Raw genomic sequence first — 19,506 nt, forward strand, 5'->3', positions numbered from 1 at the left:
TCCCACCGTCAAGCCGCGCTCAAGTTGGCGCCGCCCCGCAGAGAAGACCTTGATCAAAAGGAACAATCCATGTCCCACGACGCGCCCCAAGGCACACCGGACCAACCAAGCTGGTGATCCGCAACATCGGTCTGATCCTGAGCGGGGCGATGGAAAAGCCGATCCTGGACGCCGACACCATCGTCGCGGAGAACGGCAAGATCACCGCAATCGGGCGGGCCAAGGACATCGACGCAAAAGGCGCGACCACCACCATCGATGCCAACGGCACGACGGTGACCCCCGGCCTGATCGACAGTCATGTTCATCCCGTGGCAGGCGACTGGACGCCGCGGCAGAACCAGATCGGCTGGATCGACAGCTTTCTGAATGGCGGCGTGACCACCATGATCTCGGCCGGCGAGGTCCATATGCCGGGCCGCCCCCGCGACATCGTCGGCGTCAAGGCCATGGCGATTTTCGCCCAGCGTGCGTTCGACAATCTGCGCCCCGGCGGCGTTAAAGTTCATGCCGGAGCGCCGGTGATCGAACCGGGCATGACAGAGGAGGATTTCAAGGAGTTGGCAGCAGCCGGGGTCAGGCTACTCGGCGAAGTCGGGCTCGGCGGCGTCAAGGACGGCCCGACCGCGCGCAAGATGGTGGCTTGGGCACGCAAGTACGGCATCCAAAGCACAATCCACACCGGCGGCCCGTCAATTCCGGGATCTGGGTTGATCGATGCCGACGTCGTACTGGAGGCCGATACCGATGTCGTCGGGCACATCAACGGTGGCCACACCGCGCTGCCCGATGGGCAAATCCGCTGCATCTGCGAGGGCTGTAAACGCGGCCTCGAACTGGTTCACAACGGCAACGAGCGCGCCGCGCTCTACACGCTGCGGATTGCCCGCGAGATGAAGGAACTGAACCGCGTCATTCTTGGCACGGATGCTCCCGCCGGTTCAGGCGTGCAGCCGCTCGGCATCTTGCGCATGGTGTCGCTACTGTCGTCGCTTGGCGACGTCCCCGCTGAAATCGCATTCTGCTTTGCCACCGGCAACACCGCGCGGATGCGCGCGCTGGATTGCGGCATTATCGAAGTCGGCCGCGCGGCCGACTTCGTCATCATGGACAAGGCACAGCACTCGGCCGGGAAGAACATTCTGGACAGCGTTCAGCTCGGCGACCTGCCCGGCATCGGCATGACCATCATCGACGGCATCGTCCGCACCCAGCGCAGCCGCAACACCCCACCAGCGACCAAGGTGCCGGAGATTGTCGCTCACTAGTCAGCGATCGATAGATCACCTCAGCTTACTCAGCAGCGCGACAAAGGTTTCGCGCTCCTTTGCATCGAGCGGAGCGAGCGTTTCCTTGGTGATGGCCAATGCGTTGGGCGCGGCCTTCTCGGCCATCGCCTGCCCGGCGCGGGTCAAGCTGACCAGAAGGCGGCGGCCGTCCTTCGGATCGGAACTGGTTTCGGTCAGGCCGCGCGCGGTCAACCGGTCGATCACGCCCTTGATGGTGGCGACATCCATCGCCGTCAACCGACCGAGCTGGTTCTGGGAGCACGGCCCTGTCTCAGTGAGCTTTGCCAGCGCAGCCCATTGCGTCGGTGTCAAATTGATCCCAATTTCTTTCGCGAAGATAGTAGCGTGACGCTGCCAGACCTGACGCAGGATAAATCCGATCTGGTCATCGAGCACGTAAGATGGCTTCGAGGTCTTCGGATTGCGCTTGGGAACAGCTCCCTTGGCGGCAGCCGCTATCTTGTTTTGAACAGAAACCTTGTTCTGAGCAGCTTTGGCCATTCCTATACCCCCGGACTTACTTTTGTTCGGCGGAAATCCGCCGCCAGTTAGACAGCCAGATGCGCGTCGCGAATATCCGGGCGAGCCTTAAGCTCGCTCATGGTGCCGCTGAAGCAGATGCGGCCGCGTTCGATGATGTAGGCCCGGTCTGATATCAGATTCGCAAAGTGGAGATTCTGCTCGGAGACGACGATGCTGACGCCCTCCTTCTTCATCGCCAGAATCGCGCCCACCATTTGTTCGACAATCTTGGGCGACAGTCCTTCAGAGGGCTCATCCAGCAACACCAGCGACGGATTTCCCATTAAAGTCCTAGCGATGGTCAGCATCTGTTGCTCGCCGCCGCTCATGCGGCCGCCCATACGGCCACGCATCTCACCAAGGTTTGGAAACAATGCGAACAGTTTATCACGGGTCCATTGCGGCGCATTCGATCGCGGCGGCTGACGCCCGACTTCAAGATTTTCGTCGACGGTGAGGTCCGTGAAAATACGACGCTCTTCCGGGACATAGCCGAGCCCGTTACGGACGATGGCGTGGGTGGGCTGGTTAGACATATCCCGCCCCTCGAAGATAATCTGGCCCTCGCGCTGTTCGACCAGCCCGACGATCGAACGGAATGTCGTCGACTTGCCAGCGCCATTGCGGCCGAGAAGCGCAACGACTTCACCCTCACCGACCTCAAGCGCCACATCGAACAGGATATGCGCCGGCCCGTAGTAGCTGTTGAGGCCCTGAACCGAGAGCTTCATGCCGTTGCTCCCTCGCGATGGCGTGCATCATAAACGAGACCTTCGCCAAGGTAGATTGCGCGGACCTGCGGATTGCGGCGAACTTCTTCCGGCGAGCCCTCCGCGATCAACGTGCCACGGTTAAGCACTAGAATGCGATCGGCGTGTTCGAATACCACATCCATATCGTGCTCCGTGAACAGAACTCCGATCGACTTCTCGCGTGCGATCCGTGCTGTGAGGCGCATCAGCTCGACGCGTTCGCGCGGCGCCATACCTGCGGTCGGCTCATCCATCAAAAGAAGCTTTGGCTGATTGGCGAGCGCGATCGCAAGCTCCAGCCGCTTGAGATCGCCATAGGCAAGTTCTCCGCAGGGCCGGTCCGCATAGCCGCTCATTCCGACGAGATCGAGCAAGCGGTCCGCCTCAACGCGCTCAAATCCGGCTGTAGAACGCCACATGTTGAAAAGCTGGGCGTTGTACGACACCAGGGGAACCTGCACGTTCTCACGCACAGTCATGGTTGGGAACGTCGCCGTAATCTGGAAGGTACGGCCAACGCCGAGCCGCCAGATTATGCGCGGCTTTTTTCCTATGGTATCCTGGCCGAGCAGATTGATACGGCCGCTATCGGGCACGTTCTGGCCGTTCAGCATATCAAAACAGGTGCTCTTGCCTGCGCCGTTGGGACCTATCAGCGCAAGGATTTCACCTGCAGCCAGAGAGAACGACACGTTGCGCACGGCGTGCACGCCACCATAGGACTTGGTCAGGCCTTCGACTGCAAGCAGTGTGGGTGCGACACTCATTCTGCCGTCTCGATCCGTGATGCCAGAATGGCAGATTTCGACGATTGCGACTGACGCCGCGCGCGAATTGTTTCGATCATGCCGACGATGCCCTTCGGGAACGCAACCACAATCAGCACGATAATCGCGCCAAGCACCAGTTTGGAAAGATCGGTCTGGCTCACCAGCCAGATGTTGAGCGCCTTGAAGACGATGGCACCGACCACCGCGCCCGATACCGTCTCGACACCGCCGAGCAGCACCATCACCAGCGCATCGACCGAAAGCGAGATGCCGAGGCTGTCGGGAAACACGCTTCCTTTGAGATATGCGAACAACGCACCGGCAACACCCGCAACGGTGCCCGCGATCACGAACGCGGTCCATTGAATGCGTTTGCCGTCAATACCGATCGCTTCGCTCCGCAGGATGGAATCACGTGTCGCACGTAGCGCGTAGCCGAACGGCGAAAACACGATAATGCGAAGCACCGCCACAGCCAGCGTCGCGATGCCCAGCGACAGCCAATAGAAACTGGCAGGCCCTGCTGCCCAGGTATCAGGCCATACTCCGAGTATCCCGTTGTCGCCACCGGTCACGCTCACCCACTGGAACGCAATCGACCAGACGATCTGCGCAAAGGCCAGCGTCAGCATCGCGAAATAGACGCCTGACAGTTGAACCGCGAAAAATCCGAAGATTGCCGCGCCGAACAGTCCCAGCAGCGGGCCCAGCAACAGACATGCAATCATCGGCAGGCCGGCAGCTTTGGCGAAGAATGCCACACCGTAGGCCCCGAGGCCAAAATAAGCTGCATGGCCAAAGGACGCGAGTCCGCCGACCGACATCAGGAAATGCAGACTGACGGCGAAAATCACGAAGATCGCAATTTCCGCGCCGACGGTGAGCGCATAGTTGCCGCCAAACAGCGGCAATGCCGCCGCCACGATCAGTACCGCCAGCATTGCAAACCGCTCGTTCGTGGTCAGTGGACGCCACGGACGAACCGTCAGACCGGGCGTCTTGCGCGCCGGCGCTTCCGGTTTTCCGAACAGGCCCCATGGCCGAACGATCAGGACCGCGGCCATCACAAGGAACACGAGAATGATCGAAATTTTCGGAAATATCAGAATGCCGAACGCGTTGAGTTCGGAGACCAGCACCGCAGCGACGAACGCACCGGTGATGCTGCCGAGACCACCGATCACGACCACGACGAAAACGTCGACAATAATGCGCAGATCCATCGCGTGATGAACGGCATCGCGCGGAATTTGCAGCGCGCCGCCGAGCGCGGCCAGAAACACACCGACTGCGAATACACTGGTGAACAACCACTTCTGATTGACGCCGAGCGCCGCCACCATGTCTCGGTCCTGCGTCGCCGCGCGGACCAGAATCCCCCAGCGCGTACGGCGGAACAGCAACCACAACGCACCCAGCACCACAGGGCTAAGCACAATCAGAAAGAGATCATAGGTGGGAATGTTCTGGCCGAAGAAATCGACCGCGCCGCGAAAACCGGGTGCACGACGGCCCACCAGATCATCCGGCCCCCAAATCAGAACCACGATATCCTCGACCATCAAGGTCAAGCCGAAGGTGGCGAGCAGCTGAAACAGTTCCGGCGACTTATAAATCCGCCGCAGCAGCACCATTTCGACCAGCACGCCCAGAACCGCAACAACGAGCGCCGCAACAACAATACCGCCCCAGAAACCCAGCGTACCGGACAGCCGCTCGGTCAGGGTGAACGCAACATAGGCGCCCAGCATGTAGAACGCGCCATGCGCGAAATTCACAATCCGTGTCACGCCGAAAATAATCGACAGTCCCGACGCCACGAGAAACAGCGACGCCGCGCTCGCAAGACCCGTCAGGAACTGAACAAAGTAGAAGCTCATATGCGATCCATGGCTGGAAAATGCCGCGGGCGCGCATTACGCGCCCGCGGTCGTCAACCTCAGTCTTTCGGACGCAGTTTTTCGACTTCCGCATCGCTTGGCAGGAAGTCCTCGCCCTTGCGATAAACGGAATCGACCATCACGCCCTTGCCGTCCTTGAGCGCTGTCTTGCCGACATAGGCGCCGAGCGTCGATTGATGATCGTTCTTGCGGAAAGTGATCTGACCGAACGGTGACGACATCGACAACCCTTCAGCCGCAACGATCATCCTTTCAGGATCGGTCGAATTAGCTTTGGCAAGAATTGCCGCCGCCGCCTTGATCGTCTGATATCCGACGATGGAGCCGAGCCGCGGATAGTCGTTGAACTTGCCCTGATAGGCCTTCAGAAACGCGTCATGTTCCGGCGTCTTGATGCTGTACCAGGGATAACCGGTGACGATCCAACCCGACGGCGTTTCTTCCTTCAGCGGATCGAGATATTCCGGCTCACCGGTGAGAAAGCTCACCACTGAACGATCCTTGAACAGGCCGCGAGTGTTACCCTCGCGGACAAACTTCACGAGATCCGCCCCGAAGGTTACGTTGAGAATGGCTTCCGGATTGGAATTCGCAAGCGCCTGAACGATCGGGCCTGCATCGATCTTGCCCTGCGGCGGCCATTGCTCGTCGACCCACTGAATGTCGGGCCGCTTCTCCGACAGCAGCTTCTTGAAGATGCCGACTGCGGATTGGCCATACTCGTAGTTCGGCGCGATGGTTGCCCAGCGCTTCGCAGGCAGCTTGGCGGCCTCATCGACCAGCATCGCCGCCTGCATGTAGTTCGATGGACGCAGGCGGAATGTATAGCGATTGCCCTTCGCCCATGTGATCGCGTCAGTCAAAGGCTCGGCGGCAAGAAAGAATACCTTCTTCTGCTTGGCAAAGTCGCTGACCGCCAGTCCAATGTTGGACAGGAACGTGCCGGTTAGCATCACGACGTTCTCGTTCGACACCAGCTCGTTCGCGGCAGTTTGGGCATCGGCCGGTTTGCCGTTATCATCCTTGGATACGACAACCAGCTTTTTGCCGTTGATGCCGCCCGCTGCGTTGACCTCCTCAACCGCGAGCTGCCAGCCCTTGCGATACGGCTCGGTGAACGCTGGCAGCAGCGAATAGCTGTTGATCTCGCCAATCTTGATTTCACCGCTCTGCGCCAGGGCGGATGTCGCCATGCTGCTGAGCATCATGCCAAGGCTTGCTCCCAAAAAACCTTTCAGAATAAATTTGCTTCGTACCATCCCAGACCTCCAATGTTGACGAAGCGTCCGCTCCGCCGTGACATCCGTCCATCCCTTCCCTCATTCAGGGACGGTCCGGCAATTTCTCTCGCACGTTACCTCGGGAGCAAACAGCTAGCGAAGGCCGTCCTCCCCCTTGATTTCTCCAATCGTCAGACCGCCGACACGCGGGAGCGGACGCCCGCTATCGGTCACAGCAACCGCGACCATGATTTCATTCGCGCGTGGCGCGTCATTGATTTGCACTTCCATTCCGTCGAAATGACTTCGCACGAATGCAGCGTCCTTGTGACCGAGCGGAATGTCGAGCACCGCGCCCAAGCCTCCGCGCTTCTTGGAAGACGGGATCAGCGCAGCACCCTTGCCCAGCACCTTGCGTACGGGCGCCCCCATTTTGGGATGCAAAATTGCTGCCGCGTGCTCCAACTCGCCGTTCTCGCCAACTGCAGCCGCCTTGCCATAGCTTTGCGCCTTGCTGCCCTCGATCCCCAACGCGGCGACCGCCCTCGTCGCAAGTAGCTCGCCCAATTCCTCGCCAATGGCGATGAGCGGCCCAAGATCATCGACGAATTTTCCCGCAAACGGATTATCGATCACAGCGATCGCCGCCGCGCGGCGGGTCGGCGGTGAGACATTTCGCCCACCCTCCATCGTCGTTTCCTCGACAACGGTCACGATCTTGCGAATGACGGCACTCATCGCAGTCCATCCTCTCCCTTGATTTCGCTGGCCTTGAGGCCACCCACCCGGGCGTGAATCCGCGAACCCGTGGTCATCACCAGCGCGAGGAGCAATTCGTCAGCACGCGGTGCGTCGGAAATACCCACTTCCATGGCATCGAAATGCGACCGCACATAAGACGCGTTGATATGGGTTACCGGCACATCGAGCCTGGTGCCTGGACCGCCAACTTTTTTGGCGGACGGTACAATGGCTTTTGCTTCGCCGAGAATCTCGCGCATCGCGTAGCCACCGGGTACATGCCATAACGCGCCGTGCTCCAGTTCACCCGCCGAACCGATAATCGCTCCCTTGCCATACCCCTGAACAGCGGCAGGATCGCCGCCAAGCGCTTTCAGTAGGGAGCCCGCCATCGACACACCAAGCGGTGTCAGGTCGTCCATAAACCCGGCAATGTCTTCCACATAACGCCCCGCAAACGGATTGCGGATCACACACAGGACCGCGCCCCGGCGGAGCGGCAGCGCCGCCGGTTTTCCACCTTCGTGGAAGACCTCTTCGATCACGGTGGCACGCTTACGGATCACAATCTCAGGCATGCATCAGGCTTTCAATTTTCACTCGGACTGAGCCCCTTGAAGATAACGGAGGCGACTTACCATCAATGTTCTTGAGCACGACAACGCGCGTTTCGCCCTGCAAGTGAAGCGCCGCTCCATTCATCAAACCCGCCACGACCAGCCGCCGCGCACAACTTGCGCCAGCTTCAAGAGCGATCTCGATATCAGCTAACGGTAATCGGCCGACCTCGCGGGTGACAAGGCGCACACCGAGATCGCTGTCAGGCTGAATGTCGCTTGCCGGGCGACGGACGATGGCCTGATGTCCTGGCAGATCAACGGCGTTAGCGATGATTGTTGCCGCGGCATCCGCCTTTGCTGCTGTTCGCGCCAAAACCGTGACGGCATCGGCAATGCCGAGCGAAAAGCTGCGGCCGCGCCAGCCGCTGGTCGCGATGCCGCGTGTGGTATCGCTCGCCGCAATCACCGTTTTCCCAATGAGGCCCGGCGTGTCGGGCCGATCCACAAGCCCGACAGTGAAGAATTGACCATCGCCAAGATGCAGCGCGATATCGCCGCCATTGTTGACATATGCGCGATCAAGATCGGCCACTCGTATCATTGCGCCGAGAATTTCCTCGGCGACGGAGCCAGCGACTGCCGCCATTGGCGTGATGAAGTGATGCGCGGCGAACGGCACGACCGCATAATGCATGCGGCGCGCGATATCACCGTTTAGATAACAAGCGTCGGGCTGCGCTGCCTTGCGAAGTTCCGGCAATTCATCGCAAAGTTCGTCGAGAAGTCCGGTAAATCGCTGGATGGCGGCTTCATACGCGGCACGAATGTTGGGCATCGTGCCATGCGCCTCAATAATCAGATCAATTGGACCATCCAGCAGATGAAGCCGTCTGCCGTTTGCCAGCCATCCGATCTGCGGGAGCCGCGTCATGGGCGTGGTCTCGGCTCAGAGGATTGTCGAGGGAGTTGACGGATTTCCGTGCTGTCCTTCAATGACGCCAATGGCCGCACATGATCCATGTGACCGCCAAGCGCGGCATAATCCGACAGCCGCAAGGTGAACTCGATCGGTGCGACCAGCGCCGGGGTCGGCACATAGCCAAATGCTCCTTCCGGAACCTGCGTCACATCGACCATGAAGGTGATGCCACCACCCGGCCACACATAGACCGGTGCCCCGCCACAGGTCACTGAGGTCAACGCATCCTTCACTGACCGCGTGAGCCGCACAGGGTTGTCGGTGACGCCTGCCCTGAGCGATCCGCCCGCGCCGCCCATGAACAGCACTGTACATAGAGCCGGTTCGCAGTTTTCCTGAATCCGCTCAACCGACAGCTTGAGGTCCGTGGGCATCTCCTTCTCGATGGGTTTGAGCGCGTCGTCGAGTTCGAAGTAAGCGGCGTGTTCGCCGGTGGTGCTGACCATCATGATCCGCATACCGGGGCGTGCAGCCTTGGGATCGAACGGTCCGAGCACGGAAAGTGGATCGGAGATATTGGTCCCACCCCATCCGGTGCCGGGCTCTGCGACCTGGAAATAGCGCCCAGGGGTCGAGCGTCGTCCCTTCATCTTGATACCGGTGTCGGGAATATCCAGCAGCTTGCCCGCCTGGTGCTCGGACAGAACACCGGTGATGTGATCGTCCACCACAACAACCTCGTCGACCTTGCCGTGCCACTGCTTGGCGAACATGCCGATGGTCGCCGAGCCACAACCGACACGCATCCGTTCCTCAGTTACGCCGTTCACGATAGGCGGATAGCCCGCCTGCACCACGACCGTCGCACCGCCGTCGATCACAAGTTCAACAGGCTTGCCGTTGGACAGATCCATCAACACGTCGCAGGTGACGCGCCCCTCCTTCTTCGATCCACCTGTGAGATGATGTACCCCGCCAAGGGACAGCATCTGTGAGCCATATTCGCCAGTCGTGACGTGCCCGACCGCCTCGCCCTGCGCGCGCACGGTCGCGGTTTCAGGGCCGAGATAACGATCAGTGTCGATCTTCACCTTGACGCCGCAATAGCTGAAGATGCCTTCAGTCACCACAGTGACCATATCGACGCCATCGACCTCCGATGACACGATGAACGGCGCTGGCTTGTAATCGGGATATGTCGTGCCGGCGCCAATGGCCGTGACGAAAACGCCGGACTCGTGAACAATCTTTCCGTCCCAGTCGCCACCGGCCTGAAACGGAACCAGTCGGCCGCCATGCGAGACGGTGCGTTCGAGCACGACATGCGGATCGACACGCACCAGTTCGCCATTGTTGTTGGCATAGCGATCGCACGCACCCGCCGCACCGGGCTTAATGTAACACATCACCGGGCACGCATCGCATCGGATCTTGTCTGCGCTGCCGGCCGCTGTAACGGAGGTCATTTCAGTCGACATGACCAAACTCGCGTGCGAGCCAAGCTGAACTGATGCGCGGCCTCTGCGCCGCAAGAAAAAACTTAACCAGTCAGCATCGGCATTTTGTTCGTATACGAACGATGTTGCGCGCAGACCCGAAAGCTGTCAAGCGCCGCCGCGCGCAAAAACCGGGACTGCCGAATAAAAACTCAATTGCCTTCTGCCCGTGTTCAGAAATCGTGCAATGCATCATCGCACGGAACACACTCGGCCATGAACGCATCATGCGCTTGCACGTTTGTACACAAACGTTATCGTCGCACATAGACATTGCCGACCTTTTGCAACGCAGCAGATCGGACATTGACGATGAGTTTGACGCAGCAAGCGATTCGCCTGACGGTCAACGGCAGGATCCATGATGTCGGCGCCGCGCCCGACACCCCGCTGCTTTACGTATTGCGCAACGATCTTGAGTTGAACGGCCCAAAGTTCGGCTGCGGACTCGGCGAATGCGGCGCATGCACCGTGATCATCGACGGTGTAGCTGCCCGCTCCTGCGTGATCCCGGTAAGCGGATGCGTGCACCGAAGCATTCTGACGCTCGAAGGCCTCGGATCGCGCGATCATCCCGACCCGGTGCAGGACGCCTTCATCCAAGAGCAGGCCGCGCAATGCGGCTATTGCCTTAACGGCATGATCATGACGACGAAGGCTCTGCTGATGCACAATCCGCGCCCTTCGGAGGCGGAGGTGCTGCAGGCTTTGCGGTACAACCTGTGCCGGTGTGGCGCACATGTCGAAATCCTGCGTGCGGTGATGCGGGCGGCTGGTCATCCCGTCGAGGAACGAGAGTAATGACAGCGGATTCCGAGCCGGGTCGAGAGCGGGTTCCTACCGGATCGCTGTCCGTCGTTCGTCCGATATCTTCCAGCGGCACTGAATCCTCTTTCGAGACCTTTATCAGAATCACCGCGAACGGAACTATCACGGCATTCAACGGTCATGTCGATCTCGGGACCGGCATCCGCACAGCACTTGGACAAATCGTCGCCGAAGAACTTGATGTATTTTTCGCGCGAGTGGTCGTTGTGCTGAGCGACACCTCACGCGTGCCCAATCAGGGCGCGACGATCGCCAGCGAGACTATCCAGATCACTGCCGTGCCGCTGCGGAAAGCCGCGGCGCAGGCGCGCCACTTTTTGATCGCGCGTGCCGCACAGCGGCTTGACCTGCCTGAGGCCGATCTCTCGGTGGAGGACGGCCTGATCCGAGGCCGCGACAATCGCAGTATCAGCTACGGCGAACTGATCGGAGATGACACCATCCGGCTGGATCTCGCTGAAGATGTGCCGGTCAAAGCTGTCGATGCCTACCGGATTGTCGGGCAATCCGTTCCACGTGTCGATCTTCCGGCCAAAGCAACCGGTGAATTGGTCTATGTGCATGATGTGCGCGTGCCGGGCATGCTGCATGGACGCGTGGTGCGGCCGCCTTACGCGGGTGTGGATGCGGGAAGTTTTGTCGGAACGAGCCTGATTGCCATAGATGAATCGTCGGTTCACGATATTCCGGGCTTGGTATCGATTGTGCAGATCGGCGACTTTGTTGGCGTCGTGGCCGATCGCGAGGAAAACGCGATCAAAGCTGCCACCCAACTCAAAGTGACGTGGAAGCCGACGCCGACGTTGCCGAACCTGAAGGACGTTGAAACCGCGCTCCGCGCCAATCCCAGCACGCCGCGCACCCTGCTCGACAAGGGCGGCGTGGATAACGCCATTGCAGATGCCGACAAGAAACTAAAGCGGACCTACATCTGGCCCTACCAGATGCACGGATCGATCGGGCCGTCTTGCTCCGTTGCGGATGTTCGGGTTGATGGCGTGCGGGTATGGTCCGGCACGCAGAATCCTCACATCCTTCGCACTGACCTCTCGCTTCTTCTTGCGCTGCCAGAATCACAGATCGACATAGTGCGGATGGAAGCGGCCGGTTGCTATGGCCGCAACTGCGCCGACGACGTATCTGCCGATGCCGTCCTGCTGTCGCGCGCCGTGGGCCGTCCCGTTCGCGTGCAATTGACGCGCGAACAAGAGCATGCCTGGGAGCCCAAAGGCACCGCGCAGCTGATGGACGTCAACGGCGGCCTGCGGGCTGATGGCAACGTCGCGGCCTATGATTTCGCCACTCGCTATCCGTCGAACGGTGCGCCCACGCTCGCGCTGTTGCTGACCGGCGCCGTTTCGCCCGTGCCGGCGGTCTTTGAGATGGGCGACCGCACAGCGATACCGCCTTATGATTACGATACGATGCGGGTGACCGCCCACGACATGCCGCCGATCGTGCGCGCATCGTGGTTTCGGGGCGTCTCGGCATTGCCCAACACCTTTGCGCACGAATCCTATATTGACGAACTTGCAACTGAAGCCGGTGTCGATCCCATCGAATATCGTCTGCGCTATCTGAAAGATCCGCGCGCCATTGATCTCGTCAATGCCGTCGCTGAACGCGCCGACTGGACTCCGCGCCCGCTCTGGAAGGAGCAAGAGGCTGAGGGCGATGTCGTGCGTGGACGCGGTTTTGCTTACGCGCTCTATGTCCACAGCAAATTCCCCGGCTACGGCGCAGCATGGTCGGCCTGGATCGCGGACGTCGCGGTCAACAAATCAACCGGCGATGTGAGCGTGACACGCGTCGTTGCCGGGCAGGATTCCGGGCTGATGATCAATCCGGACGGAGTACGTCACCAGATCCATGGCAACGTCATCCAGTCCACCAGCCGCGCCTTGATGGAAGAGGTCTCGTTCGATCGTGCAGCCGTGGCCAGCCGGGAATGGGGCGCCTACCCGATCATCACATTCCCGGACATTCCCAAGATCGATGTGTTGATGCTGCCACGGCAAGATCAACCACCGCTCGGCGTCGGCGAATCCGCGTCGGTCCCGAGCGCGGCGGCTATCGCGAACGCAATTTTCGATGCAACCGGTGTGCGCTTCCGTGAACCGCCATTCACGCCCGAGCGCATTCTTGCGGGGCTGCGCGGTGATGCTCCCACACCGCAAGCATTGTTGCCGGAGACGAGTTTCAAGCCGCAGGAACGAATTCCGGACACGCCAAGTCCATTCTTCAAGCGCCGCAGTGCGCTCGCAGGCATCGCCGCAGTCTGCACTGCGGCTGTCGGCATCGCCGCAGCGGTGTTGCCGTGGCGATCAATTGCACCCATCGCACGACCAAATGTATCGACGTATTCAGCGGCGACCATCGCCCGCGGCCAACAACTCGCCGCACTCGGCAATTGCGCAGGCTGCCATACCAATACGGACGGGGTCATCAATGCGGGCGGACGGGCGCTCGAAACACCCTTTGGCGTCGTCTACAGCACCAACATCACCCCCGATGTTGAGACGGGCATCGGCGCGTGGTCGTATCCGGCGTTCGAGCGATCGATGCGCGAGGGTATCCACCGCGACGGCCGGCATCTCTACCCGGCATTCCCCTATAATCATTTCGCCAAAACAACGGATACGGACCTTCAGGCGCTCTATGCTTACCTGATGGCGCAAAGCCCGGTACGCGCGACGAACCGCGAGACAGCGTTGGCATTTCCATTCAACCTTCGACCGCTGATGGCGGGATGGAATGCGTTGTTTCACAAACCGGCAACATTCGAGGCCGACCCGGCGCAGTCGGCCATGTGGAATCGCGGAGCCTATCTGGTCGAGAGTCTCGGCCATTGCGGCGCCTGCCACACGCCGCGGAATGCACTGGGCGCGGAGAGAACCTCCAAGGCCTATTTGGCCGGCGGCGTTGCGGAAGGCTGGGAAGCGCCCCCACTGACCTCCCTATCTCTGGCCCCCATCCCGTGGAGCGAAGACGAACTCTTCACCTATCTGCGAACGGGCGCCTCCCGCTTCCACGGCGTGGCCGCCGGGCCGATGGCACCAATCGTAAAGGAACTCGCCGTCGTGCCTGACAGCGACATTCGCGCCATGGCGGTTTATCTCGCGTCCTTCAACGAAACCCCGATTGGCCCCGCGGCTCAGGAAGCGCTGGCTGCGCGGTTGGAAACGCTGACGAGTGTGAAAGCAGCTTCCGCCACACCCGCCGGCGCACGTATCTATGACGGCGCATGCGCGGTCTGCCATCAGGTCGGCGGCCCCGTGTTGTTTGGCAGCAGGCCATCGTTGGCGCTCAACAGCAATCTGCACAGTACCCTGCCCGACAACCTGATTCAGGTGATCCTGCACGGGATCGAAATGCCGGTTTCGAGCGATCTCGGCTATATGCCGGCTTTCAAGAACAGCCTGAACGACGCGCAGATCGTAGATCTGGTCTCTTACCTCAGGCAGCAATTCGCTCCGGACAAGGCGCCCTGGACCGATATCTCGGCCGCGATCGGCCGGATTCGGCGCGCGGCAGGACCATGAAATCGCGCCGGGAATGGCTGGCTGGCCAAGCCCGAGCCGGATATGATCTGGCATGGCTATTACAGACATTGCTTCACGGACCTACAATCACGGCTGGCGGCTCGATCCGATCGTGCGCAGCCTTCTCGACACCGACTTCTACAAGCTCCTGATGCTTCAGATGATCCGGCGGTTCTATCCGGATGAGCATGTGACGTTCTCGGTGATCAACCGCACGCATCATGTCCGCCTTGGCGAGATCATCGACGAGGGGGAGCTTCGTGCCCAGCTCGATCATGCCCGCACGGTTCGCTTCACCAAGAAGGAATTGATCTGGCTCGCCGGCAACACATTCTACGGCAAGACCCAGATGTTCTCGCCGGACTTCATAAGCTGGCTTGCAACGTTCCAGCTTCCGGAATACGAGTTGCGCACCGTCGATGGGCAGTATGAGCTGCATTTCCACGGACCGTGGACCCATACGACCATGTGGGAAATCCCGGCGCTCGCCATCATCAATGAATTGCGTTCGCGGCAGGCCATGAAGGGACAAGGCCGGTTCGTTCTCGACGTCCTCTACGCACGCGCCAAGGCCAAACTCTGGACCAAGGTCGAACGGCTGCGCAAACTTGAAGGCCTGCGGCTGTCGGATTTCGGGACACGCCGGCGGCACGGCTTTCTCTGGCAGCGCTGGTGCGTCGAGGCCGTCAAGGAAGGGCTTGGCCCGGCATTCACCGGTACCTCCAACGTCCTGCTGGCGATGGACAATGATCTGGAAGCCATCGGCACCAACGCACATGAATTGCCGATGGTGGCGGCAGCTTTGGCGAAGGACGACACCCAACTGCGGTGGGCGCCCTACCTTATCCTCGACCAGTGGCGACAGACCTATGACGGAAATCTTCTGATCGCCCTGCCCGATGCGTTCGGCACCAAAGCGTTTCTGCGGGATGCGCCCGAATGGGTGGCCGACTGGACCGGCTTCCGCCCGGACAGCGCGCCGCCGATAGCTGCGGGCGAAGAGATCATCAAGTGGTGGAAAGAAAAGGGGCGCGATCCGAGGGAGAAGCTTCTGGTTTTCTCCGACGGTATGGATGTCGGGTCGATTGAGGAGACGCATCGTTATTTTTCTGGGCGCGTCAGAACCAGCTTCGGCTGGGGCACCAACCTCACAAACGACTTTGTCGGATGCGCCCCGGACGGCACCGCCGATCTCGATCCAATCTCGCTGGTGTGCAAGGTGACTGCCGTCAACGGTCAGCCGGCGGTAAAGCTCTCCGACAATCCGGAAAAAGCGACCGGCAGTCCAACCGAGATTGCGCGTTATCTGCGCGTGTTCGGCAATGCTGGCCGCGTGCGCAGTGCGGTCCATGTATAGACGCGGGCGAGGTCCCGAGCGACTTCCATTTGGGATCGCCATGTGTAGATTGGCCTCGTCAGGATCGTGATCCTGAATGGATGGGACGCCAGTACAGGAACAATTTGATGAAGGTCACGATCAACATTGATTGCACGCCGCTGGAAGCACGTGAGTTTCTGGGGCTTCCGAACATCCAGCCCATGCAGGAAAAAGCCATGAAGCAGCTTGAGGAAAAGCTGCTTTCTGGCGTTGCAGGCATGTCACCCGACGCAATCCTGCGAAACTGGATGTCGTTCAATCCTGAGCAATTCGGGGACATGTTCAAGATGTTCGGCGGTCTCGGCGGCGCCAAGAAGTAAGGCGCGATAAGCGGCAGGACTATCTATAGAGACACCGCATAGACCTCGTATTCCTCACGAACAGTCTCGATATGGTCACGCATCGCGTTAGGCCGCGCGACGACGGCGCTGCGGTGCGCCCGCGAATTGACAAGACCGCTGGCCACCAGCTGGCGAAGCGCCTCGCGTACCGGCGTACGTGAGACATTGAACCGCCGCGCAATGTCGGACTCATCCAGCGACGATCCGGGTTCAACGCTCCCCGAACGATGTCATCGGCCAGTTGCAGCCGCAGTTCTTCCGCGAGCGTGCGCTTCGCACGCTGGACACCCCCCGTGCGAGGGACGAGCCTGGTCATTGACGCCAGACATCTCGCCAGTCGAAGTACGCGACATGTCGGACCCAAAGGTCATGGCTTTTCAACCGGCGCATCGATCAAACTGACATGTGCCGCAACGATCCGCCAGCCTTCCGCGAAACGGACCCACGTCTGCATCTGCCGCCCGACCCTCCCAGGAGCAGATGAACGATGAAACAGCGTGGAGGCGACAGCGGTGTCGCGCCCGTAGGCCGTAATGACGGTTTTCGACAGATCCCGCATCAAGCCCGCGGGATTTCTTCCCGCGCGGAAAGCGGCTATCGCGTCGTAGCCATAGAGATTTTCAGCGATCCCGTAGCGGAGCGTCCTGGAATCTTTGCGAAACAGCAAATCCAGAGTCGTTACGTCATTGGACGTCAGCGCCTTTTCGTAAGCCGCGAAGGCCTTGCTGACTTCCGCAACGACATCCGGCAAATCGACTTCTAGCGTCATTTTCAGAAACCTTTGGGACGCGGTGCGCTCACGATGCCGGCTTGTTCCAGAGTGTGAGCAACGCGCAACGCAATATCCTCGCGCCAGGGCGCTGCAATCACCTGTATACCTATCGGCATTGGATCAAGCGGCACCGGCACCGCTACGACGGGAAGCCCGATGAATGAAATCGGCTGGGTGTGTATTCCGATGTTGGGCCGGACCGGCATTTCTACTCCATCCAAAACGAAGGCCGCCTGACCTATTTTTGGCGCCATGCAAGACGTCGATGGGCCAGAATCACATCAACGGTCTTGAATAATTCCATGACACGCGCCTTGTACCAACGGCGAAATTTCTGTGCACGATCAACGAATGCCGAGGGAATCATCGCTCCCGCAAGAAGGCGGTCACGCACCGCCGGATCGAAATCATTTCGGCCTGGTCCGCAACCGGCGCGTATCGCATGCGTCACCAGCGCCGCCGCGTTCGCAGCGACTGGATGACCAACACTATCCAATCGTCCTGAGCCAATTTCCGATTTCGCGCATTGCGTCATTCGCTTTCGGGAGCAGCTTACCCATGGTGATGAATCCATGGAATTGACCGGGATATGTCCGGTGCATCACCGGCACACCTGCATCCTTAAGGCGCTTTCCAAACTCATCGCCTTCGTCCCTCAGAGGATCGGCGCCTGCCGTCAACACAAACGCAGGTGGCAATCCTACGAGATTTTCCGCTCGCGCTGGAGATGCCCGCCAGTCGTCGATTCCGGTGGCGCCGTTGAGATAGTGATCGCGAAACCACCGGATCGCTGAATGCGTCAGCAATGCGCTGGTCTCGGGCTCGCTATGCGAAGGGTGCGTCATCGCAAAATCGGTCGCCGGATAGATCAGGACCTGACCTGCAATTTTCGGCCCCGCAGCCCGTGCATTGATTGATACAACGGCCGCAAGGTTGCCGCCTGCGCTATCGCCGCCCACGAGCAACCGCGCGGCATCGATCCCCAGTGAGAGAGCATTGTTCGAAATCCATTCCGTCGCGGCAATCGCGTCATCGACCGCCGCCGGAAACCGATGCTCAGGCGCCAGTCGATAGTCTACCGAGACCACAATGAGTTGACCTTCATGGGCCAACGTTCGGCAAACCACGTCATGCGAGTCGAGATCGCCGATCACCCAGCCGCCGCCATGGAAGAAGACCAGACACGGCGCGAGGCCGTCGGTCTGTCGCAGCTTCAATGGTTTGTAGAGCCGTGCGGGAATTGGTCCGGCCGGCCCCGGTATCGTCAAGGATTCCGTTGAAGCAATTTGAGGCGGCTCAGGATTGGAGACGACACGACCTGCCAAATACATCTGGCGGGCCTCCACCGGTGACAGCGTTTCATACGGCGGACGTCCAGCCTCACGAAAGGCATGGAGAACGGCGGCGGCATCGGGATCGAGTGTAACTGGCATGATCCTCCCCAAGATTCCTGCGGGCGTTGTGACCGTCTTTCCGGGAATTGTTAACCCGCGATTTGGCTGCTGTCGACGCTGCCGGGCAGAATACCCAATCAGCCGATACCGCAAAAAGAAGACGGCGCTGCACGCGAGGTGCAGCGCCGTCGGTAATTCGTGAACTGGTTTGATATCTGCTCTTTTGGCGACCGACTAGGCCGACCCTGTTCAAGGGTGACGCCGTAAGAACGTAGACCCAGGTTCAAACCTCGATCACACGCTCCGTATGAATGCGGCGGCAATCCATTTCATACTCAAGATCCTGTACCGGAGGCCGGTTCAAGTGCCATGTCAGGCCCTGCCGGAAAATGCCCCGCTTGCCGAGTTCGCTTTCGATAAACGGGAAGATATCGTGGACGGTGTAAAGCTGCGTCGCCGTGAGCTGGCTCCAGTCACCACCGAACGCACCCATGCGCCGTTCCATCTCGCCCAGAACCCATTTCGCCTTCTCCAACATTGCTTCGGGCGAGATATCCCCGAGACGTACGGCATGATCGCGATAATTTCCCTTGCCTTCAGGCGCCTCTCCGCTTCCGGCTACAACGAAGGACGTCGGCGCATTTGCCGCGACAACAGTGTAGGAAAAGGCGTAAAAACTGGGCGTCGATGGCGGATTGATTTTCGGACAGACGTTGCTGCGCGCCACCGGGTTGTCGGCACCATCCCGCATCACCCTCCAATCCTTCAGAAAGCCGGTGTACTCCGCGTTGAAGCTAACGAATCCGCTTTCAGTAAAAGGCGCTGGTGAACGCAATTCGCAGGCAGCGAACGCCGACAACGGGCGGCCCGCTGCTTTCAGAACCTGTGCGATCTTTTCGAATCCCTGGCGCAACGGCACCGGATTCGCGAACCGCACACGCTCGAGCGCAAATCCCGGAAGCGCTCCAACGCCTGCCGAATACTGACTGACACCCGGTATGAAACGATAGCCACTGTCGGGCGCTTCAACGGTCTTGATCATGATACCTCTTCTTGCTTCTGAGAATTGAATCGTGGTCTT

General features: G+C 59.9%; 16 protein-coding genes and 3 pseudogenes. 5 read left to right on the forward strand and 14 right to left on the reverse strand.

The genetic code is table 11. The features are described 5' to 3' along the window. Window positions 1-69 precede the first annotated feature (69 nt). Window positions 70-1,268 (forward strand): annotated as a pseudogene (locus BN32_RS20235) (amidohydrolase family protein). 15 nt (window positions 1,269-1,283) lie between these two features. Here BN32_RS20235 and BN32_RS20240 read toward each other — a convergent pair. From BN32_RS20240 to BN32_RS20280, 9 genes are all read right to left on the reverse strand, one after another. Further along, on the reverse strand, window positions 1,284-1,790 hold the full coding sequence (locus BN32_RS20240) for a MarR family winged helix-turn-helix transcriptional regulator (RefSeq protein ID WP_019196182.1): 507 nt from the start codon (window positions 1,788-1,790) through the stop codon (window positions 1,284-1,286). Window positions 1,791-1,837: 47 nt separating this feature from the next. Next, complete coding sequence (locus BN32_RS20245) at window positions 1,838-2,542, reverse strand: ABC transporter ATP-binding protein (protein WP_019196181.1); 705 nt, start codon at window positions 2,540-2,542, stop codon at window positions 1,838-1,840. Beyond that, window positions 2,539-3,330, reverse strand: a complete 792-nt coding sequence (locus BN32_RS20250) for an ABC transporter ATP-binding protein (protein WP_019196180.1) — start codon at window positions 3,328-3,330, stop codon at window positions 2,539-2,541. Before BN32_RS20250 ends, BN32_RS20245 begins: the two co-directional genes overlap by 4 nt. Then, on the reverse strand, window positions 3,327-5,213 hold the full coding sequence (locus BN32_RS20255) for an ABC transporter permease (protein WP_019196179.1): 1,887 nt from the start codon (window positions 5,211-5,213) through the stop codon (window positions 3,327-3,329). Before BN32_RS20255 ends, BN32_RS20250 begins: the two co-directional genes overlap by 4 nt. A 59-nt stretch (window positions 5,214-5,272) precedes the next feature. Then, a complete protein-coding gene (locus tag BN32_RS20260) occupies window positions 5,273-6,442 on the reverse strand; it encodes an ABC transporter substrate-binding protein (protein WP_019196178.1) in 1,170 nt (389 codons plus the stop codon). Window positions 6,443-6,607: 165 nt separating this feature from the next. Continuing rightward, complete coding sequence (locus BN32_RS20265; protein WP_019196177.1) at window positions 6,608-7,192, reverse strand: amino acid synthesis family protein; 585 nt, start codon at window positions 7,190-7,192, stop codon at window positions 6,608-6,610. Then, window positions 7,189-7,773: an amino acid synthesis family protein gene (locus BN32_RS20270; protein WP_019196176.1), complete on the reverse strand. Its 585-nt coding sequence runs from the start codon at window positions 7,771-7,773 to the stop codon at window positions 7,189-7,191. The genes BN32_RS20265 and BN32_RS20270 overlap by 4 nt, the downstream gene beginning before the upstream one ends. Further along, window positions 7,766-8,686, reverse strand: a complete 921-nt coding sequence (locus tag BN32_RS20275) for a UPF0280 family protein (RefSeq protein WP_040427104.1) — start codon at window positions 8,684-8,686, stop codon at window positions 7,766-7,768. The genes BN32_RS20270 and BN32_RS20275 overlap by 8 nt, the downstream gene beginning before the upstream one ends. Further along, window positions 8,683-10,152 carry a hypothetical protein gene (locus BN32_RS20280; protein ID WP_019196175.1) on the reverse strand — a complete coding sequence of 490 codons (1,470 nt, stop codon included), beginning with the start codon at window positions 10,150-10,152 and terminating at the stop codon, window positions 8,683-8,685. Before BN32_RS20280 ends, BN32_RS20275 begins: the two co-directional genes overlap by 4 nt. A gap of 336 nt (window positions 10,153-10,488) precedes the next feature. Between BN32_RS20280 and BN32_RS20285 the strand changes: the two genes are divergently transcribed. From BN32_RS20285 to BN32_RS20300, 4 genes are all read left to right on the forward strand, one after another. Beyond that, a complete protein-coding gene (locus BN32_RS20285) occupies window positions 10,489-10,971 on the forward strand; it encodes a (2Fe-2S)-binding protein (protein WP_040427357.1) in 483 nt (160 codons plus the stop codon). Beyond that, on the forward strand, window positions 10,971-14,540 hold the full coding sequence (locus tag BN32_RS20290) for a molybdopterin cofactor-binding domain-containing protein (RefSeq protein WP_019196173.1): 3,570 nt from the start codon (window positions 10,971-10,973) through the stop codon (window positions 14,538-14,540). The genes BN32_RS20285 and BN32_RS20290 overlap by 1 nt, the downstream gene beginning before the upstream one ends. 52 nt (window positions 14,541-14,592) lie before the next feature. After that, complete coding sequence (gene pncB, locus BN32_RS20295) at window positions 14,593-15,897, forward strand: nicotinate phosphoribosyltransferase (protein ID WP_019196172.1); 1,305 nt, start codon at window positions 14,593-14,595, stop codon at window positions 15,895-15,897. Between the two features lie 107 nt (window positions 15,898-16,004). Further along, entirely contained in the window at window positions 16,005-16,238 is a 234-nt protein-coding gene (locus BN32_RS20300; RefSeq protein ID WP_019196171.1) for a DUF6489 family protein, read from the forward strand. A gap of 77 nt (window positions 16,239-16,315) precedes the next feature. Here the strand turns inward: BN32_RS20300 and BN32_RS26380 are convergent. From BN32_RS26380 to cnbZ, 5 genes and pseudogenes are all read right to left on the reverse strand, one after another. Continuing rightward, window positions 16,316-16,533 (reverse strand): annotated as a pseudogene (locus BN32_RS26380) (GntR family transcriptional regulator); the annotation flags it as partial. A 93-nt stretch (window positions 16,534-16,626) separates the two neighbouring features. Further along, window positions 16,627-17,028: an oxalurate catabolism protein HpxZ gene (gene hpxZ, locus BN32_RS20305; RefSeq protein ID WP_019196170.1), complete on the reverse strand. Its 402-nt coding sequence runs from the start codon at window positions 17,026-17,028 to the stop codon at window positions 16,627-16,629. A gap of 2 nt (window positions 17,029-17,030) precedes the next feature. Continuing rightward, window positions 17,031-17,462 (reverse strand): annotated as a pseudogene (locus BN32_RS26385) (amidase family protein); the annotation flags it as partial. Between the two features lie 57 nt (window positions 17,463-17,519). Continuing rightward, window positions 17,520-18,464: an alpha/beta hydrolase gene (locus BN32_RS20315; protein ID WP_019196169.1), complete on the reverse strand. Its 945-nt coding sequence runs from the start codon at window positions 18,462-18,464 to the stop codon at window positions 17,520-17,522. A 244-nt stretch (window positions 18,465-18,708) separates the two neighbouring features. After that, entirely contained in the window at window positions 18,709-19,467 is a 759-nt protein-coding gene (cnbZ, locus tag BN32_RS20320; RefSeq protein ID WP_019196168.1) for a 2-amino-5-chloromuconate deaminase CnbZ, read from the reverse strand. Between the last annotated feature and the right edge of the window lie 39 nt (window positions 19,468-19,506).

This window comes from Afipia birgiae 34632, from assembly GCF_000308295.2.
In the GTDB taxonomy this organism is placed as follows: domain Bacteria; phylum Pseudomonadota; class Alphaproteobacteria; order Rhizobiales; family Xanthobacteraceae; genus Afipia; species Afipia birgiae.

Excerpts from the sequence above, each read along its gene's own strand:
- BN32_RS20240 (WP_019196182.1), bottom strand. The coding sequence starts at position 1,790 with ATGGCCAAAGCTGCTCAGAACAAGGTTTCTGTTCAAAACAAGATAGCG.
- BN32_RS20245 (WP_019196181.1), bottom strand. The coding sequence starts at position 2,542 with ATGAAGCTCTCGGTTCAGGGCCTCAACAGCTACTACGGGCCGGCGCAT.
- BN32_RS20250 (WP_019196180.1), bottom strand. The coding sequence starts at position 3,330 with ATGAGTGTCGCACCCACACTGCTTGCAGTCGAAGGCCTGACCAAGTCC.
- BN32_RS20255 (WP_019196179.1), bottom strand. The coding sequence starts at position 5,213 with ATGAGCTTCTACTTTGTTCAGTTCCTGACGGGTCTTGCGAGCGCGGCG.
- BN32_RS20260 (WP_019196178.1), bottom strand. The coding sequence starts at position 6,442 with ATGATGCTCAGCAGCATGGCGACATCCGCCCTGGCGCAGAGCGGTGAA.
- BN32_RS20265 (WP_019196177.1), bottom strand. The coding sequence starts at position 7,192 with ATGAGTGCCGTCATTCGCAAGATCGTGACCGTTGTCGAGGAAACGACG.
- BN32_RS20270 (WP_019196176.1), bottom strand. The coding sequence starts at position 7,773 with ATGCCTGAGATTGTGATCCGTAAGCGTGCCACCGTGATCGAAGAGGTC.
- BN32_RS20275 (WP_040427104.1), bottom strand. The coding sequence starts at position 8,686 with ATGACGCGGCTCCCGCAGATCGGATGGCTGGCAAACGGCAGACGGCTT.
- BN32_RS20280 (WP_019196175.1), bottom strand. The coding sequence starts at position 10,152 with ATGTCGACTGAAATGACCTCCGTTACAGCGGCCGGCAGCGCAGACAAG.
- BN32_RS20290 (WP_019196173.1), top strand. The coding sequence starts at position 10,971 with ATGACAGCGGATTCCGAGCCGGGTCGAGAGCGGGTTCCTACCGGATCG.
- pncB (WP_019196172.1), top strand. The coding sequence starts at position 14,593 with ATGGCTATTACAGACATTGCTTCACGGACCTACAATCACGGCTGGCGG.
- BN32_RS20300 (WP_019196171.1), top strand. The coding sequence starts at position 16,005 with ATGAAGGTCACGATCAACATTGATTGCACGCCGCTGGAAGCACGTGAG.
- hpxZ (WP_019196170.1), bottom strand. The coding sequence starts at position 17,028 with ATGACGCTAGAAGTCGATTTGCCGGATGTCGTTGCGGAAGTCAGCAAG.
- BN32_RS20315 (WP_019196169.1), bottom strand. The coding sequence starts at position 18,464 with ATGCCAGTTACACTCGATCCCGATGCCGCCGCCGTTCTCCATGCCTTT.
- cnbZ (WP_019196168.1), bottom strand. The coding sequence starts at position 19,467 with ATGATCAAGACCGTTGAAGCGCCCGACAGTGGCTATCGTTTCATACCG.